Below are 14786 nucleotides of genomic sequence, written 5' to 3'. Positions count from 1 at the left end.
AAACAGATAGCACTTTGTATCTATACCGCCTTTTTTTGAACATATGTGATCTCTTACTCAATATATACCCTTTTTTACATCGTATCCCTCCAAAAATATCCGTACTCTTTTTAAAAAAAGATGATTTTGATATGATAGACTTTGATTATAGAATAAAAACTGTGCGTATATACACATCTATATCGATGTAGAACAAGAGCGGCTTCTTGCTTTAACTCCCTCTTATTTACTATTGATTGTTCATGTTTTACAAAGGAGGCCATGTTTTTTGCAACGTGCACTTTATCAAAAACAGATACTTAATCTTGCTATAACGGCTAGAGACCGATTTCAATATTTATATGAAGCTAGTCTCCGAGGAGAAATAACATGTGCTCACTGCGGAGAACCAGTTAAATTATATCTGGGGATTGAACATTCTCCTTACTTTTATCATGCTCAAGTTCCTCATGAAAGAGAAGAGTGTTCAGACACACTATCAGAAACAACAGCTGTACAACAAATAAAAGAAACTCCGGCTGAATACAGAGAAACCAATGGATTTCGTATTCCTAAAGGACGAGCTATTGGTGAGAAAAATTCAACTGTAAAAGAGAAAGCGACATGGAGGTCTTCCGCGCCTTTTTCAAGTGTTCCTGCTTTTCGCTCAAAACCACCTGTTCCTAAACACTCTGACTCTCCTTATTTAAATGAGTTTAAAGAGAGCGGTATTGAATTAGATTCGAACCAATGGAAAGCTGTTACACATTCAGAAGGACCTCTTCTTATTCTAGCCGGTGCAGGAAGCGGAAAAACGCGTGTGTTAACAGCTCGCACCGCATATATGATACAAGAAAAACAAATTGATCCAAAATCCATTATGCTGGTGACTTTCACGGCTAAATCAGCTAAAGAAATGAAAGAACGATTGGCTACATATCCAAAGATGTCCGGCTTACATCTTCGTCAAATGCTAGTTGGAACTTTTCACAGCATTTTCTTACGTATGATTGTTCACCACAATCCTCAAGCGTGGCAAATGGATCGCCTGCTGAAATGGGATTGGCAAAAAGAACAGATCGTGAAAGAAGCAGCAAGAGAGCTCCACGTGGATGAAAAAGATTTCCCGTTTGATCAGGCACTTCAGCAAATCGGCTATTGGAAAAACACGCTTGTTGGCGTGAAAGATGTTCGCCCAAAAGACAAATGGGAACAAGATGTGCACTTTTTATATCGTCGCTATGAAGAAGTCAAGAAGCAAAAACAGCTATTCGATTTTGATGACATGCTGTATGGATGTTATGAAATGCTAAAACAAAATCCCGATTTGCTAACTCGTTATCAAAAAAGATTTCGCTATTTTTTAATTGACGAATTTCAAGATATCAATAAAGTTCAATATAAAATTATGAAAATGCTAAGTGAAGACTCTGAAAACTTGTGTGTCGTAGGAGATGATGATCAATCAATTTACGCTTTCCGCGGAAGCGATCCTTCGTTCATCTTAAACTTTGAAAAAGATTTTGCTCATACAACTGTTATTACGTTAAACCAAAATTATCGTTCAGCTCACGCCATCGTTTCTTCCGCTAATAAAGTGATTGCACGAAATACAGCGCGCCGACAAAAAGAAATGGCTGCCCAGTTTGATAATGAGTTGAGACCTACCTTCTTCTTTCCATACGACGAAGAAGAAGAAGCAACAATGATTGTAACGGATATGAAAGAAAAGATTAAGCAAGGCGCTTCTCCAACTGACTTCGCGGTCTTGTACCGAACTCACGCTTCTTCACGCGCCATCTTTGAACGTTTATCGCAGTCAAACCTGCCATTTTCAATCGAACAAGATGCGGATTCGTTTTATAAAAGACGAATGGTTCGAAGTTTACTTTCATTTCTACGCTTGAGCGTGAATCCAAATGATGCAAGTTCGCTGCAAGATTTAGTGAACGCGCTATTTTTAAAGAAAACAGCAGTCAATGACTTAAAAGCAGCAAGTATTCTTCATGACGGTACATTTATTGATGCGCTTGAATATCTTCAAGATTTAAAACCGTTTCAGCAAAAAAAGCTCAAGAAAGTAATTCCTTTATTCAAGTCGCTAAAATCAATGTCTCCTTCTTTGGCACTTGAGACGATTTCTAAGGATATGGGATTCGATGATTTTGTCAAAAAACGCGGAAATGAAGGAAATATGATGGAAAAAGGTTCGGATGACGTGCGGGATTTAAAAGTTGTAGCACGTAAATTCAAAACCGTACCTGAACTGTTAGATCATGTGGATCATATGATTGCCATGAACACAGAGATGAAAGCTTTAAGCAAGCAATTTAATGAAAGTATTCAGCTAACCACCATTCACCGAGCAAAGGGTCTTGAATATAAGCATGTATACGTACTGAGCAGCGTAGACGGAGGATTGCCTCATGATTATGCACTCGAAGCTTATCGAGGCGGAGATGATGTGCCGCTTCAAGAAGAACGCCGCCTTTTATATGTAGCTATGACGCGTGCACAGAATTCACTTTACTTATCTGTTCCGCAAACTAGAAGAGGTAAAACCGCTTATCCTTCGAGATTTCTGAAGTCTTTTATAAAAAAAGTATAAAGCAAAAAAGGCTGGGACAAAAGTATTTTAGTCAAATTGAAGTACGAACGGTTAATCAAAATTATTGATTAACCGTTCGTACTTTTTATTGTCATGTACATGTAGAGTTAATATATTTAGTTGCTTCTAGCTGTTGATTGGAGGGCTCTTTGGGGAAAAGCGGAAGGGATGAGACCCCGTAGGAGCTCATGTATCCAATTTTCTCCTCTTTAGATTGGATTGATTTCGTTACGTTTCAACCTCTATTATTAACCAAACATTCCACTAAGAGGTAGATATTCATAAGTAGATGCGTTACACTACGTTATGTACTTCATTACTATATTTTAGGAGGTTCCATTATTGAACGCAAAGCTTATTCATGAAAATGAAAAGATTTTTTTCATTTTGTGTATGGTTATCAGCTTATTAACCTATTTGTTTTTAATTATTTCACTCGTCGGCATTCTCTACATTGCAATCGGTTTTTTCATTACATTTATGCTACACGGTTTCTCTATTGCTCAAATTCGCAATAATGGAGTTAGATTGACAGAGAAGCAGTTCCCGCATACTTATCATCAGGCAAAACATTTATCTTCAGAGCTGGATTTAGAGCTGCCCGATATTTATATTGTTCAATCAGGCGGCTTATTAAACGCGTTTGCTACACGTTTTTTTGGACGTCACTTTGTCGTTTTATACTCCGACATTGTTGAAATGATTGAAGATAATCAAGAAAAAGAACTTTCTTTTATCATTGCCCACGAATTAGTTCATATCAAACGTAAGCACACACTCTACCACTCACTTATTCTACCTGCTCTTTGGGTTCCTTTTTTAGGAAAAGCTTACTCTAGGGCCTGTGAATATACATGTGATCGCATAGCTTCCGTTGCGATTGGTGATGCAAAAGCTGCCACTCAAGCACTCACTATACTTGCGGTTGGTCATTGTCTAAATAAAAAAGTAAATCAGGAAGAATTTGTTCATACGCACTCACAGGAAAAAGGTTTTTTTATGTGGTTGAATCAAGCTACTTCAACTCACCCTCCTATCGCTCATCGTATTAAAGAAATTAATTACTTAGCACAGCATCCCGAACTGTTTGATCTTGATTCTAACGCATTTCAAACAAATGAAATTGCCTAAATGGAAAAAAGCCCTGACACCTCAGGGCTTTATATAAAAATATTAAATTATTTTTTCTCATTTAGCATTTTAGCGATGGTCGCAAAATCAATGGATTGATTATTGTTTGCAATCGCCTTAACAATTTGTTCTTCTTTTTGTTTTGAAATTGGCTTATTCGCAATTTGTGCTACTCGCTTCACAATATTACGCACCGTTTGCTCATCTTTAAAATTAGCATTTTGTACAGAATTCGCAAGTTCAAAAATATCCTTCATATTAACGCCTGTTTTCTTTTCTATATTTTTAAACATATTATTATCCATTTTGCATGACCTCCTTTATTTATACTTCATCGTATGCACCATGTGCCTAGATGGTGCCCTTTACATTTAATAAAAAAATAAAGTGCGAGTGAAACTTCACCCGCACTTTTCGGTGCCTTATTCATAGAAGGGATTAATTGTAAAAACAAACACAACCAACAATAATTAATAGAATGAATAATACAACGATTAACGCAAAACCACCGCCGTAGCCACCACCGTAACCACAACCACCGTAGCCAAATCCGCAGCCCATAATATTACACCCCCTCTGTTTTACTCTCTATACTGTATGTTCAATAATATGATTTTGTATGGGCTTTTCAACTGTGTACATTAAATTTCATTGTCCAAACGGATCTTCAGCATCTTGCTCATCAAGTCTTTTTACATTATGCTGCAGTTTCCTTTCCTGCTGTTCCATCTGCTTTTCTGCTTTTTCTACTTCTTTCATTCTCTTTCGATGTTCCCCCATCATATGCTGTTCAAAAAACCGTTCAAATTCATCGAAAAAATCTGGCATCTCTACACCTCTCTCCACTCCATGTAAAAAAGCATTGTCTGATTGACAATGCTTCTATTGCTTATCGCTTTGGTAACTTTGAACCGCAGCCGCAACCACCTTGTTTTGGAGAAGGGTACTGGACTGGCTTAGGAATGGCATGCCCTTTCTTCACCGATTGTTTTGTCATTGGTTGTGGATGATAAGGCAGGGGCTGAGGGTATTGATTAGGATTATAATTATAATGATAATACATCATGTTTCCCTCCTTTTCACAGCATCCTATCTATAACATTATATTCAGGACTAAAGAAAGACGTTCTATCTTATTTGTCCATTTTGCGCTGCAGGGACAAAAATAAATCCGTGCTGTTTTTTGGTTTCCTCACTCTCGGTCTTTCTCCTCCCTTTTGCTCTGTCACTTCACGCAGCCGATTTTGCAGTTCTTGAATTGTCCCTTGAGCTTGATGATTGTACTGTACAATAGACTGTTCGGTTTTTGATTTTTGTTCATTGACGCATGCTTTAAGCCAATCTATTTTTTCCTCTAGCTTCTTTTTTTCTTCTTCATGCTTTTGCTGTAATTCCAATAACTCTTCCTTCATATCTTCATATTCAAATTCTTGGTGCTTGAATTTTTGATATTCTTCTTTATAAAAAGCCAACTCCGACTTCAATGAAGCAATATATTGTTTTGTTTTTTCCTCGCTCATGCCCTTCACTCCTCCATTATAAATAACCCACAGCTTCTAAAAAATCAGTTAAAGATGAATAACACTTTTTATTAACATGAATATGCTGTAATTGAGTTTATTATTTCCTTCATTTTTTATGCTCGCTCCAACTAGGATTTATTCCGATAAATTCCGCTTTTACTAAGGAACATAAAAGCAGGTCATTCATACACTATAGTAGTCCGATACCTAGTAACGAAAAGCGTAAAGGAAGGACAATTACAATTAGGAGGTTTAAAAATGGCAGAACTTTTTGAATCATTATGTATCCGCGTACCTAAAGTGTACGACTGGGTTAGACGTCAAGTTGTTTTACCACAAATCTTTACGAACGACACTTCATTATTTGAAGAAGAAGCACTTAAAGATTTAGGCCATGACGTAGAAGTGGAAATTGTTTTAACAGATAGTGAAGGTCACCCTGTAGATCCTTCAGATGAAGACGCACTTGATAACGTGATTGAGCTTGTGCCGCACGGTGGTCGCAGACCTAAAAAAATTGTGTTACCAGATGGAGAAGTTGTTGTTCTTCATGAAGTAAAATTATCAATTAGCGGCTTTTACCGAGTTAAGTTAATTGAATTGAATGGACATCACAAACACGATGAGGTTGAATCTAGCGTTATTCCTTGGAAAATACATCAAACATTCTATTTATGCGCCCCGGAAGGAACAGAACCTGTTGTCCACCTTGAATCTTTTGAAGGAACTGACGGTTCTCTCAGATTATCAGATTGTCACTTACAGCAATTAAGCTTTGATCTTATGTTATGCCTAAGTGTTCAAATTGAAAAAGATGTTAAAGTTGAAGTAGAAGGAAGCTTCTGCTACCCTCGCCCTGAAATCATTTCTACAAGCAGCTGCTCACCTATTGAATATCCACCTCAATGTGATGCTATTTTCCCTGGAAGACCACATCACGATGATTTTGATGGAGACGATGTAGAGTCAGGCTTCGACCATCACGAATTTGATTAACAAGATAAAAAGCCAGAGGAGAATATTTCTCCTCTTTTTTCATCCTTTACGCGCTTTCTGCATACATATAAATAAAACTGCTATGGGCAGCTCTAACGACCAGATTAATTTATAGCTCAGCAGGAAAGGAGACTACTAGATGAGTCGTAACTCCCCTTCCCCTAAAGATGATCTAACTCAATTAAAACAAAAGCTCATACACTATAAATCAGAAATTCGAAACGTGCAAAACCAACTAAAAAGCTATGAACGAGCTTTAGAGCGAGAAAAAGAAAATACATCGTTTTGGAAAAAGAAACACGCTGAGACGCTTTCTACATCTGAAAAAGAAGTAGAAATTGAAGAATTAGAAAAAGAACTGGATCTACTGAGAAACGAGCTTTCCGAACAAAAAATTATTGCCGAAGCGTTTCGAGAAAAAGCTTCAAGGAAACAGCCCGTTATTGAAGAAAAAATCGTGGAGAAAGTAATTGAAAAGATTGTAGAAAAACCCATAGAAAGGTTCGAAAAAAGCGATATCCTCTGTTTCTTCCAACATTCCATACTGCTGCCAGAACAAGATGAAAGCGAGCTGATGATGTTCGGCAACGTAATTATTCAAAATCAAACGAGCAGTACTTTATACTCTCCAACACTTTGCTTAAAAATGAAGCCTACTGCTTCTGCTATGTTAAGCGGGAAGATCATTGATGAAAAAGATATTGAAGCTTCTAGTGTCCCCTCTTCTTCTTTAGAATGGCGCTACGCTCATCCAAAATGGAACGAAAAAATTCAAAATGACGGTGAATATTGGATTAAACCCATTAAGCAAACAGTATTAAAGCCCAAAGGCAAATTACTATTTGACTCTTTTCAAGTAGTCATTCCGCTCTCCACTGATACAACTTCATTTATTCTAGAAGGCTTTTTCTATAGTGAAGAGTGGCAGGAAGGTATTCCTTTTTTAAATAAAGTTGTGCTAAATTTCCCTTAATCATTAAAAGACATATTGACGATCAATATGTCTTTTAACTCGTCCATTTATTTCATAAAAGATTCTATAATTCCTGCACACCCTGCAATAGCTAAGATCGTAATAATAGGAATAGCAATGTGCGGGACCGCTACATAACTAAAATAAATCCCTACCGCACACCATATGCCTGTACACCAATAGCAGCTGAGCAGTTCTCCAATCCACCTTTGCAGCCCCTTCCCTTTTATCTCCAGGTACGTTACCGTATTTCCTTGTTCATCTTGATCTTCTACAATTTTGTGAAACGGCTTCCGAATAAAAGCCGTAATTTTATCAAAAACAATTAGACGAGTAAGTCGAAACGTTGCAAAGATAAATAGCGTTAGATAAATCCATGTCATCTTCATTCCTCCGTACATTCACAAACTTATGAAAATAAAAGCTAACGTGCTTCTTCACTGTTAGCTTTTAAAATCACTTAAATTTTAACGATAGATATGGTTTGAATATCATGAAATGTCAATACTGTTTTCTCTTTATTAGGAGGAACGCTTACGTATAAACTTCCTTCTTTTAATTCTAAGATTGTTCCTATATATTTTTGATTTTGGCACGTAATTTCACAAATTGGCTGAGACATATGAGGCGGGAAGCTGCATAGAAATTCAACTTTTTCTTTAATCGTCATAGACTGAAACATTTTATTTGGCTTTTTATTCTCTGATTGCGGTATATCCACAGGAACAATTGAACGCTCTTCCTTTTTTTCATTCTTAATCTCTTCCACTTTTTCTATGTCAGGCTCTTTGACTTCTTGAATAGAAGAAAAGCTGGGCTCTTCTTTTAACACATGCTCTTTCTCTATTCCTTTATTGTCTTGCTGTTTTGAACTAAAATAATATTGCATAGAACGCTGGTTTTGCGTAGCGTTTGGCTGGACAATGTACATTAGCGGCTCATTTTCTTCTGACTTAGATTTTGAGTTAGTCATGAAGCATACCTCCAATTGCTTGTTATCGTTCTTTTAAAAATGTATGCTTGCACACGGAAAAACTTGTTTATTTTTTTGCGGCAGCCTTTTTAGAAATAAAAGCAGCACTATACTTTTTTATATAATTTAGGAAAATACCACAAAAGAAGTTGAGATATAACTAAATTAATTCAATCTAAAGACGCATAAATAGGATACATGAGCTGACCGCTTGCTACACCGCCGTTGATTTCCATGCAAGACTTCGCTTTCCGCGGGCGGCCAATGAGCCTCCTCGTCGCTTGCGCTCCTGCGGGGCCTCACCCCTTCCACTTTCCCCTCAGGAGTCTTCGTCTTGCCCTCCAATCAACTGCTAGAAAGAGCTAAACAGATGAAACTTATTTTCAAAACAACAAAAAACGAACCACTAATCAAACATGTTGATCAGTGGTTCGTTTTTCACTTGAGCTAAAATACTTTTGTCTCAGTCTCTTCCTCTCATTCAATCAGGTAGAAAACTAAATCCAGCTAAATACCTTTATCTAATTTTATACTCAAGAAGCATACGCAATTCATTCACATACGAACGAGACCCCGTTACAATCAAGCGATCATCAAATTCAAGCTCTGTATCGCCATGAGGTACAATAGAATCTTTACCTCTGAAGATTCGAACAAAAATCACATCTCCTGTAAACGGGAACTTACGAAGCTCTACCCCCTCGTATTTAGGGTTACGCATATTAATTTGATAAAGTGCTGTTTCTTGATTCGTTAAGATATTTAAAATATTTGGCGATTCGATTAAAGCTTTTAGCAATGCCGTTGTAGATAACAGCACAGAAAAAACTTCAATGTTATTTTCTTTCATCTTTTCATCTAAGACAGGACTTTCTACGCGGGCAATAACCCGTTCTGTACCATACTCTTTTGCAAATAGAGCAATGTCGCTATTTCTTTCTTCTTCCCCTGTTGTTACAACTAATACATCCGCATCTAAAATCCCCATATTTCTTAACGTTTCCTTACTATATCCATCGATGTCGACGATATTAAAAATGGAATCCGACGTACGGTTTTCAATTTTGTCCTGAGTAGGATGATAAATCGTCACATCATATAAATCAAGATCCATTTCTCGAATAACCGGGAGTGTAAATTGATTTGCACCAAGCATATTAACCTTCAGCTTTCTATCACTGATTTCTGGCTTTGGAAACAGCTTTCTAAAGATAATAGGTGTAATAATACATGTAATAATCGCCACCAAAATCAGCGCACCGGACATTTGTGAATCAATCACACCAATATTTTCACCAACCGTTGCTGCCGCAATAACGAGTGATAAAGTCGATGTTAAAAGAAAACCCGATGCCAAAACGGTTTTCATATCATACCATTTTCTTAAGATTAACGCTGGAACTAGCTTGGATATTAATAATGCAATGAATAATAAAGGCATTAAAATCAGCACTTTTTTATCACTGAACAATGACCAAACGTCAAGCTTCACTCCTACCATCACAAAAAAGATAGGAATTAAAAAACCGTAGCCAAACGAATCTAATTTATGAACTAAGTTTTTATTAGGCGCAAGAAGAGAAACGAGTGATCCCGCTAAAAAAGCGCCTAAAATGTTTTCAACACCAATTGACTCCGAAAGGCCCACTAGAATGATAATGAGTGCAAATACGGCGCGCGTGTCGATTTGAATTGTACCTTTAGACATTGTCTCAAGAAACGATCGGTTTTTAAACTGCTTCCCTATGAAGTATAAAATCACTCCTACTCCAAATAAAATTAAAATCAACCATGTATTACTATTTCCTGATTTATCATAGACGGAAGCAAATACGGCTAGTAAAATCATCGTGACTAAGTCCGCAATAACCGCAATCAATAAAATGGTTTGTCCAATTGGCTTTTTCATAATCTGTGCATCTTTTAAAGTCGGCACTACTACTCCTAGTGAAATGGTAGAAATAATAAGCGTCATCAAAAAGGCATTATCAATAAAACCGGTCCATACAAAAACATAGGACAAAAATAGTGAAACCGCAAAGATAGCTGCAAACACTAGTATAGAAATGGAAAAAGCATTTGGCACCTTCGCTCCTGATGCCTTTTTGTCTTTTGAATTTCCTCCAGCAAAAGCAGAAAAATCAATTTCCAAACCACTTAAAAACATCAAAAAGATAAAGCCTAAAGTGGAAAGTGTTTCAAGCCACATATCCTGCTCCACAAGGTCAAAACCACTTTTCCCTATAATTAATCCCATAATAATTTCAGCTACGACTACAGGTATAATGTTGAGTTTAAACCGATGCAACAGTATAGGCGTTAAAAAGGCCAAACTAATGACGATAACAAGTGATGTAAAGGACGCGTGCTGTTCCATTAGATTCCCCTCCTTTTACCTTCGCTATTTATAAAACGAAGACGTTAGTATTCAAAATTAAAGGTTAATCATAAAAGCTTGAAGGTTCTCTGTCAACTATATGAACTGATAATGAAAATCCGACATGATTACTCATGTCGAATTCCAAAGTCCCTTCATTATTTTAAATAACTCATAAATGTTGTGGCTAGACCGAAGTAAATTAAAATACTGATAAGATCATTGATCGTTGTAATAAATGGTCCTGATGCGACTGCAGGGTCAATTTTGAATCTGTGCATGAGAAGCGGGATAAACGCTCCTGCTAGTGTAGCCACAATCAATGTTGAAAATACAGAGACGCCTACCAAAGCGCCTAAAATCAGATCTCCCTGCCAAATATAAACAATTAATACAACTAAAAGTCCACACGATGCGCCCGTAATCATTCCGGTAGCTGCTTCTCGGATTAACAGCTTAAATTTGCTTTCTTCTTCGATTTCTCCCGTCGCCAGTCCGCGAACCGCAACGGCTAGTGCCTGTGTTCCTGTATTACCAGCCATACCGCCAATTAAAGGTATAAATACAGCTAAAATAGCTACTTGATTCAACGTATCTTCAAAACGTCCAATTAAACTCGCTGTCATCATTCCTAAAAACAGCAAAATGATCAGCCAAGGCAGCCTCTTTTTGGCCGCTACTAAGGGATTGTGGTCAATCGTATCATCTACATCACTAATACCGGCTAATTTAGAATAGTCATCCGATGCCTCTTCATCAAGAACATCCATCACATCATCAACCGTAATAATCCCTAGAAGATGCTGCTGAAAATCAACAACTGGAAGCGCAAGAAAGTTGTAATCGCGCATAATGCGCGCAACTTCTTCTTGGTCTTCTGCTACTGACACGGATACAACTCGTTCATTCATAACTTCGCTTATCATCGTATCTTCATCTGCTATAATTAAATCACGAAGAGAAATAACACCTGCTAGATGCTTTTGTTCATCAATAACAAATACATAATAAATCGTTTCCGCTTCTGGAGCTTCCCTGCGTAGAATGTGCATAGCTGAATGTACGGTTTGATTTTCACGAATGGCCACAAACTCAGTCGTCATAATACTTCCAGCGGTATATTCCTCGTAATGAAGCAGCTCTTTAATTTCATCGGCTGCTTCTTCATCCATAATCGTTAAATAGCTCGCCACTTGTTCTTTATCCAATTCATTTAATACGTCAACGGCATCATCCGCCGACATTTCCGACAGCATGTCTGCTGCAAAATTGGGATGCATTTCTGAGAGAATTTCTTGATAATCTTCTTCTCGTATCTCTACATTTTCAAAGATATCCGCCATTTCTTCCGGAGATAACATCTCGTACAGCGCAAACCTAGAAGGCTCATCTAATTCTTCAAAAAATTGAGCTTGGTCATACGTATGCATATGTAAAAATTCTTCACGAAATGCATCGATTTCATTTTTTTCTAGAAGTGATAATAAATGTTCGGCGAACCATGCTTTTTCTTCTTTTTCAATTGAATCTGTCATGTCTTCGACCTCCCTGTCGCACAAAACTCATTTAACTTTATGATGAATTTTGTTTTTTTTCAACTCATAGCTCTTTACTCTTTTCCCAATAATATATAAGTTCTACACATAGTTTGCTCCATATAAGGGTAATTTTATATCGTCAAAGGAAAAACCTTTTAAGGATGTGGATAAAAGATGAAAGTAGATATAATAGGCGATATCCATGGATGTTATGATGAATTAAAAGCGTTAACAGAAAAACTTGGGTATGAGTGGCAAGACGGGATTCCTATCCACTCTGACGGACGGCGCCTTGGATTTGTAGGTGATTTAACAGACCGAGGACCTCATTCACTAAAAGTGATTGAGCTCGTATGGTCACTTGTAATCAAGCATCAGCAAGCTTACTACTGTCCAGGCAATCACTGTAATAAGCTATATCGCTTCTTTTGCGGTAACAAAGTGGAAATTACTCATGGGTTAGAAACGACCGTTGCTGAGTACGAAGCCTTGCCTTCAAGAGAACAGAAATTCATTAAAAAAAAGTTTATTGAGCTTTATGAGCAATCACCTCTATATGTGCAGCTTGATCAAAATCAATTAATTATTGCTCACGCCGGCCTTAAAGCTGAATACATCGGCAGAACAGATAAAAAAGTTAAAACCTTTGTGCTATACGGAGACATTACGGGTGAAAAACATCTAAACGGTATGCCTGTCCGACGGGATTGGGCCCAACATTATAACGGAAAACCTTTTATCGTGTATGGGCATACACCCGTAGTAAAAGCCAGAAAAATTCATAATACCATTAATATTGATACGGGCGCAGTTTTTGGAGGGGCTTTAACGGCGTTTCAGTATCCTGAAGGGAATATTATATCGGTGCCTTCATCTATGCCTTATGTAGAGGAAAAATTTAATCACTTCGTGTAAAAAGAAAGTCGCTTTTCATTTAAAAAGCGACTTTTATCTTACGATTTGAAGTTTCTGCATATCTGGCGGCAAAGGTGCTGTAAAAGACAACGTTTTTTGTAAAAAAGGATGAAAAAAAGTGAGCTCATAGCTGTGGAGAGCTTGACGAGAAATAAGATGATTCGTTCCGCCATATAGGGTATCTCCAAGCAGTGGATATCCTTTATAAGCCATATGAACACGAATTTGGTGAGTTCTCCCCGTCTCAAGCGAAAGAGCAACTTCTGTAAAAGAAGAATACGGACGAAGCGCCGTATAGTGTGTAATAGCAAACTGCCCATCTTCTCTTACTTCCCGTTCGATGATACTTGACTCTTTTCGGCCAATCGGTGCCTCTATCGTTTCCTTGCCAACAAGCTTACCATGAACAAAAGCTCGGTACACGCGTTTAATTTCATGTTCTTTTTGTGCTTTAGAGAATAAGTAATGAACGTGCCTATGCTTAGCGACAATAAGCAGCCCAGATGTGTCTCGGTCTAACCTGTTCACAAGATGAACAGTCGAGTTAATGTTATTTTTCTCATAATAATAGAGCACAGCATTACTTAGTGACCACGTTAGATGTTCTCGAGAAGGTATACTTGGCATGTTTGGCTGCTTATTCAAAACTAATATATACTCATCTTCGTATACAATATCCAAAGGTATAGCTTTAGGAAGAAGACTTTCACTTGCTTTTTCTGGTGGAAACGCCACCTTGATTTCGTCACCTTTTTGCAGAATATATCGAACCGTTGCATGCTTTCCATTTACTTCAATCGCTCCTCCTCTGAACTTAATGTCCGTCAGCGAAGCTTTGGAAATATCATGTTCTTTTAAAAATTCACGAACCGCTACACCCTCGAAAGAATGATCTACGGTCCAACTCAACGTAAAAACTTGTTTCATTCTCTTCCCTGCCTTTAATCATCACATACAAAAGAGTCTCTGACACGCTGCCAGAAAGGAAACGCGCGAAAGCGAGCAAATCGAATTTTTTCGCTTGCTACCCGAAATTGAATCGACTTTACATCTTTATGTAAAAGAGTTAAATGATCAATGGTAATTTGAAAGTCTGCGTCGTTAACAGGCTTTAACAGCGCTGTATGATGTCCAGGAAGAACCAATGGAGAACCTATCGTACGGAACACTCGATTGTTAATAGAAGCCATTTCAGCAATTTGAATAGCTTGAAGCGAAGGATGTAAAATCGCGCCTCCAAGGGATTTGTTATAAGCTGTACTTCCTGAGGGAGTGGATACGCAAAGGCCGTCTCCTCGGAATGTCTCAAATCGCTGCCCTTTAATTTCCACATCCATTACTAAAGAGCCTTCTACACTTTTCACCGTACATTCATTCAGAGCTAAATATCGAGCTTCGCGTCCACCGTTCGTATAGCGGATAATCACTTCGAGCAGTGGATACTCTACAGTCTGATAGGGTGTCTTTGCAATAGCAATCACCAGCTTCTCAATCTCATCAGGTGTCCAATCTGCGTAAAAGCCTAAATGACCGGTATGAACCCCAATAAAAGCCGTCTTGTCAAGTCGGTTTCGATAGCGGTGAAACGCGTAGAGAAGCGTTCCATCCCCCCCTACTGACACTACAATATCAGGCTGGTTTTCATCATATTCTAAATGAAAATCTAATAAATACGTTTTCATTTTTTGCATAAGCGTATTTGATATTTGGTTGCCTTTTGATGTAATAGCAAATTTTATTTTCTCCACCTAATTCTCTCCCCCTATCCATCCA

Annotated in this window: 16 protein-coding genes; 5 read left to right on the top strand and 11 right to left on the bottom strand. The window is 37.7% G+C overall.

The genetic code is table 11. From position 1 onward, the window contains the following. Positions 1–268: 268 nt before the first annotated feature. Together NST66_RS02290 and NST66_RS02285 are read left to right on the top strand one after the other, a co-directional pair. Positions 269–2587 carry an ATP-dependent helicase gene (locus NST66_RS02290; protein WP_340843042.1) on the top strand — a complete coding sequence of 773 codons (2319 nt, stop codon included), beginning with the start codon at positions 269–271 and terminating at the stop codon, positions 2585–2587. A gap of 342 nt (positions 2588–2929) precedes the next feature. Beyond that, positions 2930–3718: a M48 family metallopeptidase gene (locus tag NST66_RS02285; protein WP_028412342.1), complete on the top strand. Its 789-nt coding sequence runs from the start codon at positions 2930–2932 to the stop codon at positions 3716–3718. A gap of 47 nt (positions 3719–3765) precedes the next feature. Here the strand turns inward: NST66_RS02285 and NST66_RS02280 are convergent, their stop codons facing one another. The 5 genes from NST66_RS02280 to NST66_RS02260 form a co-directional block, all read right to left on the bottom strand. Next, the gene (locus tag NST66_RS02280; protein ID WP_013055449.1) at positions 3766–4023 is read right to left on the bottom strand and encodes a stage VI sporulation protein F; all 258 of its coding nucleotides are present in this window, start codon (positions 4021–4023) and stop codon (positions 3766–3768) included. A 133-nt stretch (positions 4024–4156) separates the two neighbouring features. Then, positions 4157–4279, bottom strand: coding sequence for a YjcZ family sporulation protein (locus NST66_RS02275; RefSeq protein ID WP_013055448.1), 123 nt, complete (start codon positions 4277–4279; stop codon positions 4157–4159). A gap of 87 nt (positions 4280–4366) precedes the next feature. Next, the gene (locus NST66_RS02270; RefSeq protein WP_098625917.1) at positions 4367–4546 is read right to left on the bottom strand and encodes a hypothetical protein; all 180 of its coding nucleotides are present in this window, start codon (positions 4544–4546) and stop codon (positions 4367–4369) included. 61 nt (positions 4547–4607) lie between these two features. Then, on the bottom strand, positions 4608–4784 hold the full coding sequence (locus NST66_RS02265; RefSeq protein ID WP_167387307.1) for a hypothetical protein: 177 nt from the start codon (positions 4782–4784) through the stop codon (positions 4608–4610). Between the two features lie 67 nt (positions 4785–4851). Further along, complete coding sequence (locus NST66_RS02260; RefSeq protein WP_098625915.1) at positions 4852–5238, bottom strand: hypothetical protein; 387 nt, start codon at positions 5236–5238, stop codon at positions 4852–4854. Between the two features lie 261 nt (positions 5239–5499). Here NST66_RS02260 and NST66_RS02255 point away from each other — a divergent pair, with 261 nt between their 5' ends. Then, entirely contained in the window at positions 5500–6237 is a 738-nt protein-coding gene (locus NST66_RS02255) for a hypothetical protein (RefSeq protein WP_028412344.1), read from the top strand. Between the two features lie 139 nt (positions 6238–6376). After that, complete coding sequence (locus NST66_RS02250) at positions 6377–7210, top strand: hypothetical protein (RefSeq protein WP_033578058.1); 834 nt, start codon at positions 6377–6379, stop codon at positions 7208–7210. A gap of 47 nt (positions 7211–7257) precedes the next feature. On the opposite strand, the gene NST66_RS02245 is transcribed toward NST66_RS02250, so the two are convergent. The 4 genes from NST66_RS02245 to mgtE form a co-directional block, all read right to left on the bottom strand. Next, entirely contained in the window at positions 7258–7593 is a 336-nt protein-coding gene (locus NST66_RS02245) for a DUF1360 domain-containing protein (protein WP_033578057.1), read from the bottom strand. Between the two features lie 77 nt (positions 7594–7670). Then, the gene (locus tag NST66_RS02240; protein ID WP_047751645.1) at positions 7671–8183 is read right to left on the bottom strand and encodes a CotO family spore coat protein; all 513 of its coding nucleotides are present in this window, start codon (positions 8181–8183) and stop codon (positions 7671–7673) included. A gap of 517 nt (positions 8184–8700) precedes the next feature. Next, complete coding sequence (locus tag NST66_RS02235; protein WP_033578055.1) at positions 8701–10560, bottom strand: monovalent cation:proton antiporter family protein; 1860 nt, start codon at positions 10558–10560, stop codon at positions 8701–8703. 158 nt (positions 10561–10718) lie between these two features. Next, positions 10719–12095 carry a magnesium transporter gene (gene mgtE, locus NST66_RS02230; RefSeq protein WP_014461563.1) on the bottom strand — a complete coding sequence of 459 codons (1377 nt, stop codon included), beginning with the start codon at positions 12093–12095 and terminating at the stop codon, positions 10719–10721. A 177-nt stretch (positions 12096–12272) separates the two neighbouring features. On the opposite strand from mgtE, the gene prpE reads away from it, so the two are divergent. Continuing rightward, positions 12273–13013, top strand: coding sequence for a bis(5'-nucleosyl)-tetraphosphatase PrpE (prpE, locus tag NST66_RS02225; protein WP_033578054.1), 741 nt, complete (start codon positions 12273–12275; stop codon positions 13011–13013). A 33-nt stretch (positions 13014–13046) separates the two neighbouring features. On the opposite strand, the gene NST66_RS02220 is transcribed toward prpE, so the two are convergent. Together NST66_RS02220 and NST66_RS02215 are read right to left on the bottom strand one after the other, a co-directional pair. Continuing rightward, positions 13047–13940 carry an RluA family pseudouridine synthase gene (locus NST66_RS02220; protein ID WP_028412351.1) on the bottom strand — a complete coding sequence of 298 codons (894 nt, stop codon included), beginning with the start codon at positions 13938–13940 and terminating at the stop codon, positions 13047–13049. A 14-nt stretch (positions 13941–13954) separates the two neighbouring features. Continuing rightward, a complete protein-coding gene (locus NST66_RS02215; RefSeq protein WP_025749877.1) occupies positions 13955–14752 on the bottom strand; it encodes an NAD kinase in 798 nt (265 codons plus the stop codon). Positions 14753–14786 lie beyond the last annotated feature (34 nt).

Origin of the sequence: Priestia sp. FSL W8-0524, assembly GCF_038005965.1 — a bacterium.
GTDB classification, from domain to species: domain Bacteria; phylum Bacillota; class Bacilli; order Bacillales; family Bacillaceae_H; genus Priestia; species Priestia zanthoxyli.
The sequence above is the reverse complement of the archived record's forward strand: the minus strand, read 5'-3'. Positions and strand labels throughout refer to the sequence as shown.

Excerpts from the sequence above, each read along its gene's own strand:
- NST66_RS02265 (WP_167387307.1), bottom strand. The coding sequence starts at position 4,784 with ATGATGTATTATCATTATAATTATAATCCTAATCAATACCCTCAGCCC.
- NST66_RS02220 (WP_028412351.1), bottom strand. The coding sequence starts at position 13,940 with ATGAAACAAGTTTTTACGTTGAGTTGGACCGTAGATCATTCTTTCGAG.
- NST66_RS02255 (WP_028412344.1), top strand. The coding sequence starts at position 5,500 with ATGGCAGAACTTTTTGAATCATTATGTATCCGCGTACCTAAAGTGTAC.
- NST66_RS02260 (WP_098625915.1), bottom strand. The coding sequence starts at position 5,238 with ATGAGCGAGGAAAAAACAAAACAATATATTGCTTCATTGAAGTCGGAG.
- NST66_RS02245 (WP_033578057.1), bottom strand. The coding sequence starts at position 7,593 with ATGACATGGATTTATCTAACGCTATTTATCTTTGCAACGTTTCGACTT.
- NST66_RS02240 (WP_047751645.1), bottom strand. The coding sequence starts at position 8,183 with ATGACTAACTCAAAATCTAAGTCAGAAGAAAATGAGCCGCTAATGTAC.
- mgtE (WP_014461563.1), bottom strand. The coding sequence starts at position 12,095 with ATGACAGATTCAATTGAAAAAGAAGAAAAAGCATGGTTCGCCGAACAT.
- prpE (WP_033578054.1), top strand. The coding sequence starts at position 12,273 with ATGAAAGTAGATATAATAGGCGATATCCATGGATGTTATGATGAATTA.
- NST66_RS02280 (WP_013055449.1), bottom strand. The coding sequence starts at position 4,023 with ATGGATAATAATATGTTTAAAAATATAGAAAAGAAAACAGGCGTTAAT.
- NST66_RS02270 (WP_098625917.1), bottom strand. The coding sequence starts at position 4,546 with ATGCCAGATTTTTTCGATGAATTTGAACGGTTTTTTGAACAGCATATG.
- NST66_RS02275 (WP_013055448.1), bottom strand. The coding sequence starts at position 4,279 with ATGGGCTGCGGATTTGGCTACGGTGGTTGTGGTTACGGTGGTGGCTAC.
- NST66_RS02235 (WP_033578055.1), bottom strand. The coding sequence starts at position 10,560 with ATGGAACAGCACGCGTCCTTTACATCACTTGTTATCGTCATTAGTTTG.
- NST66_RS02250 (WP_033578058.1), top strand. The coding sequence starts at position 6,377 with ATGAGTCGTAACTCCCCTTCCCCTAAAGATGATCTAACTCAATTAAAA.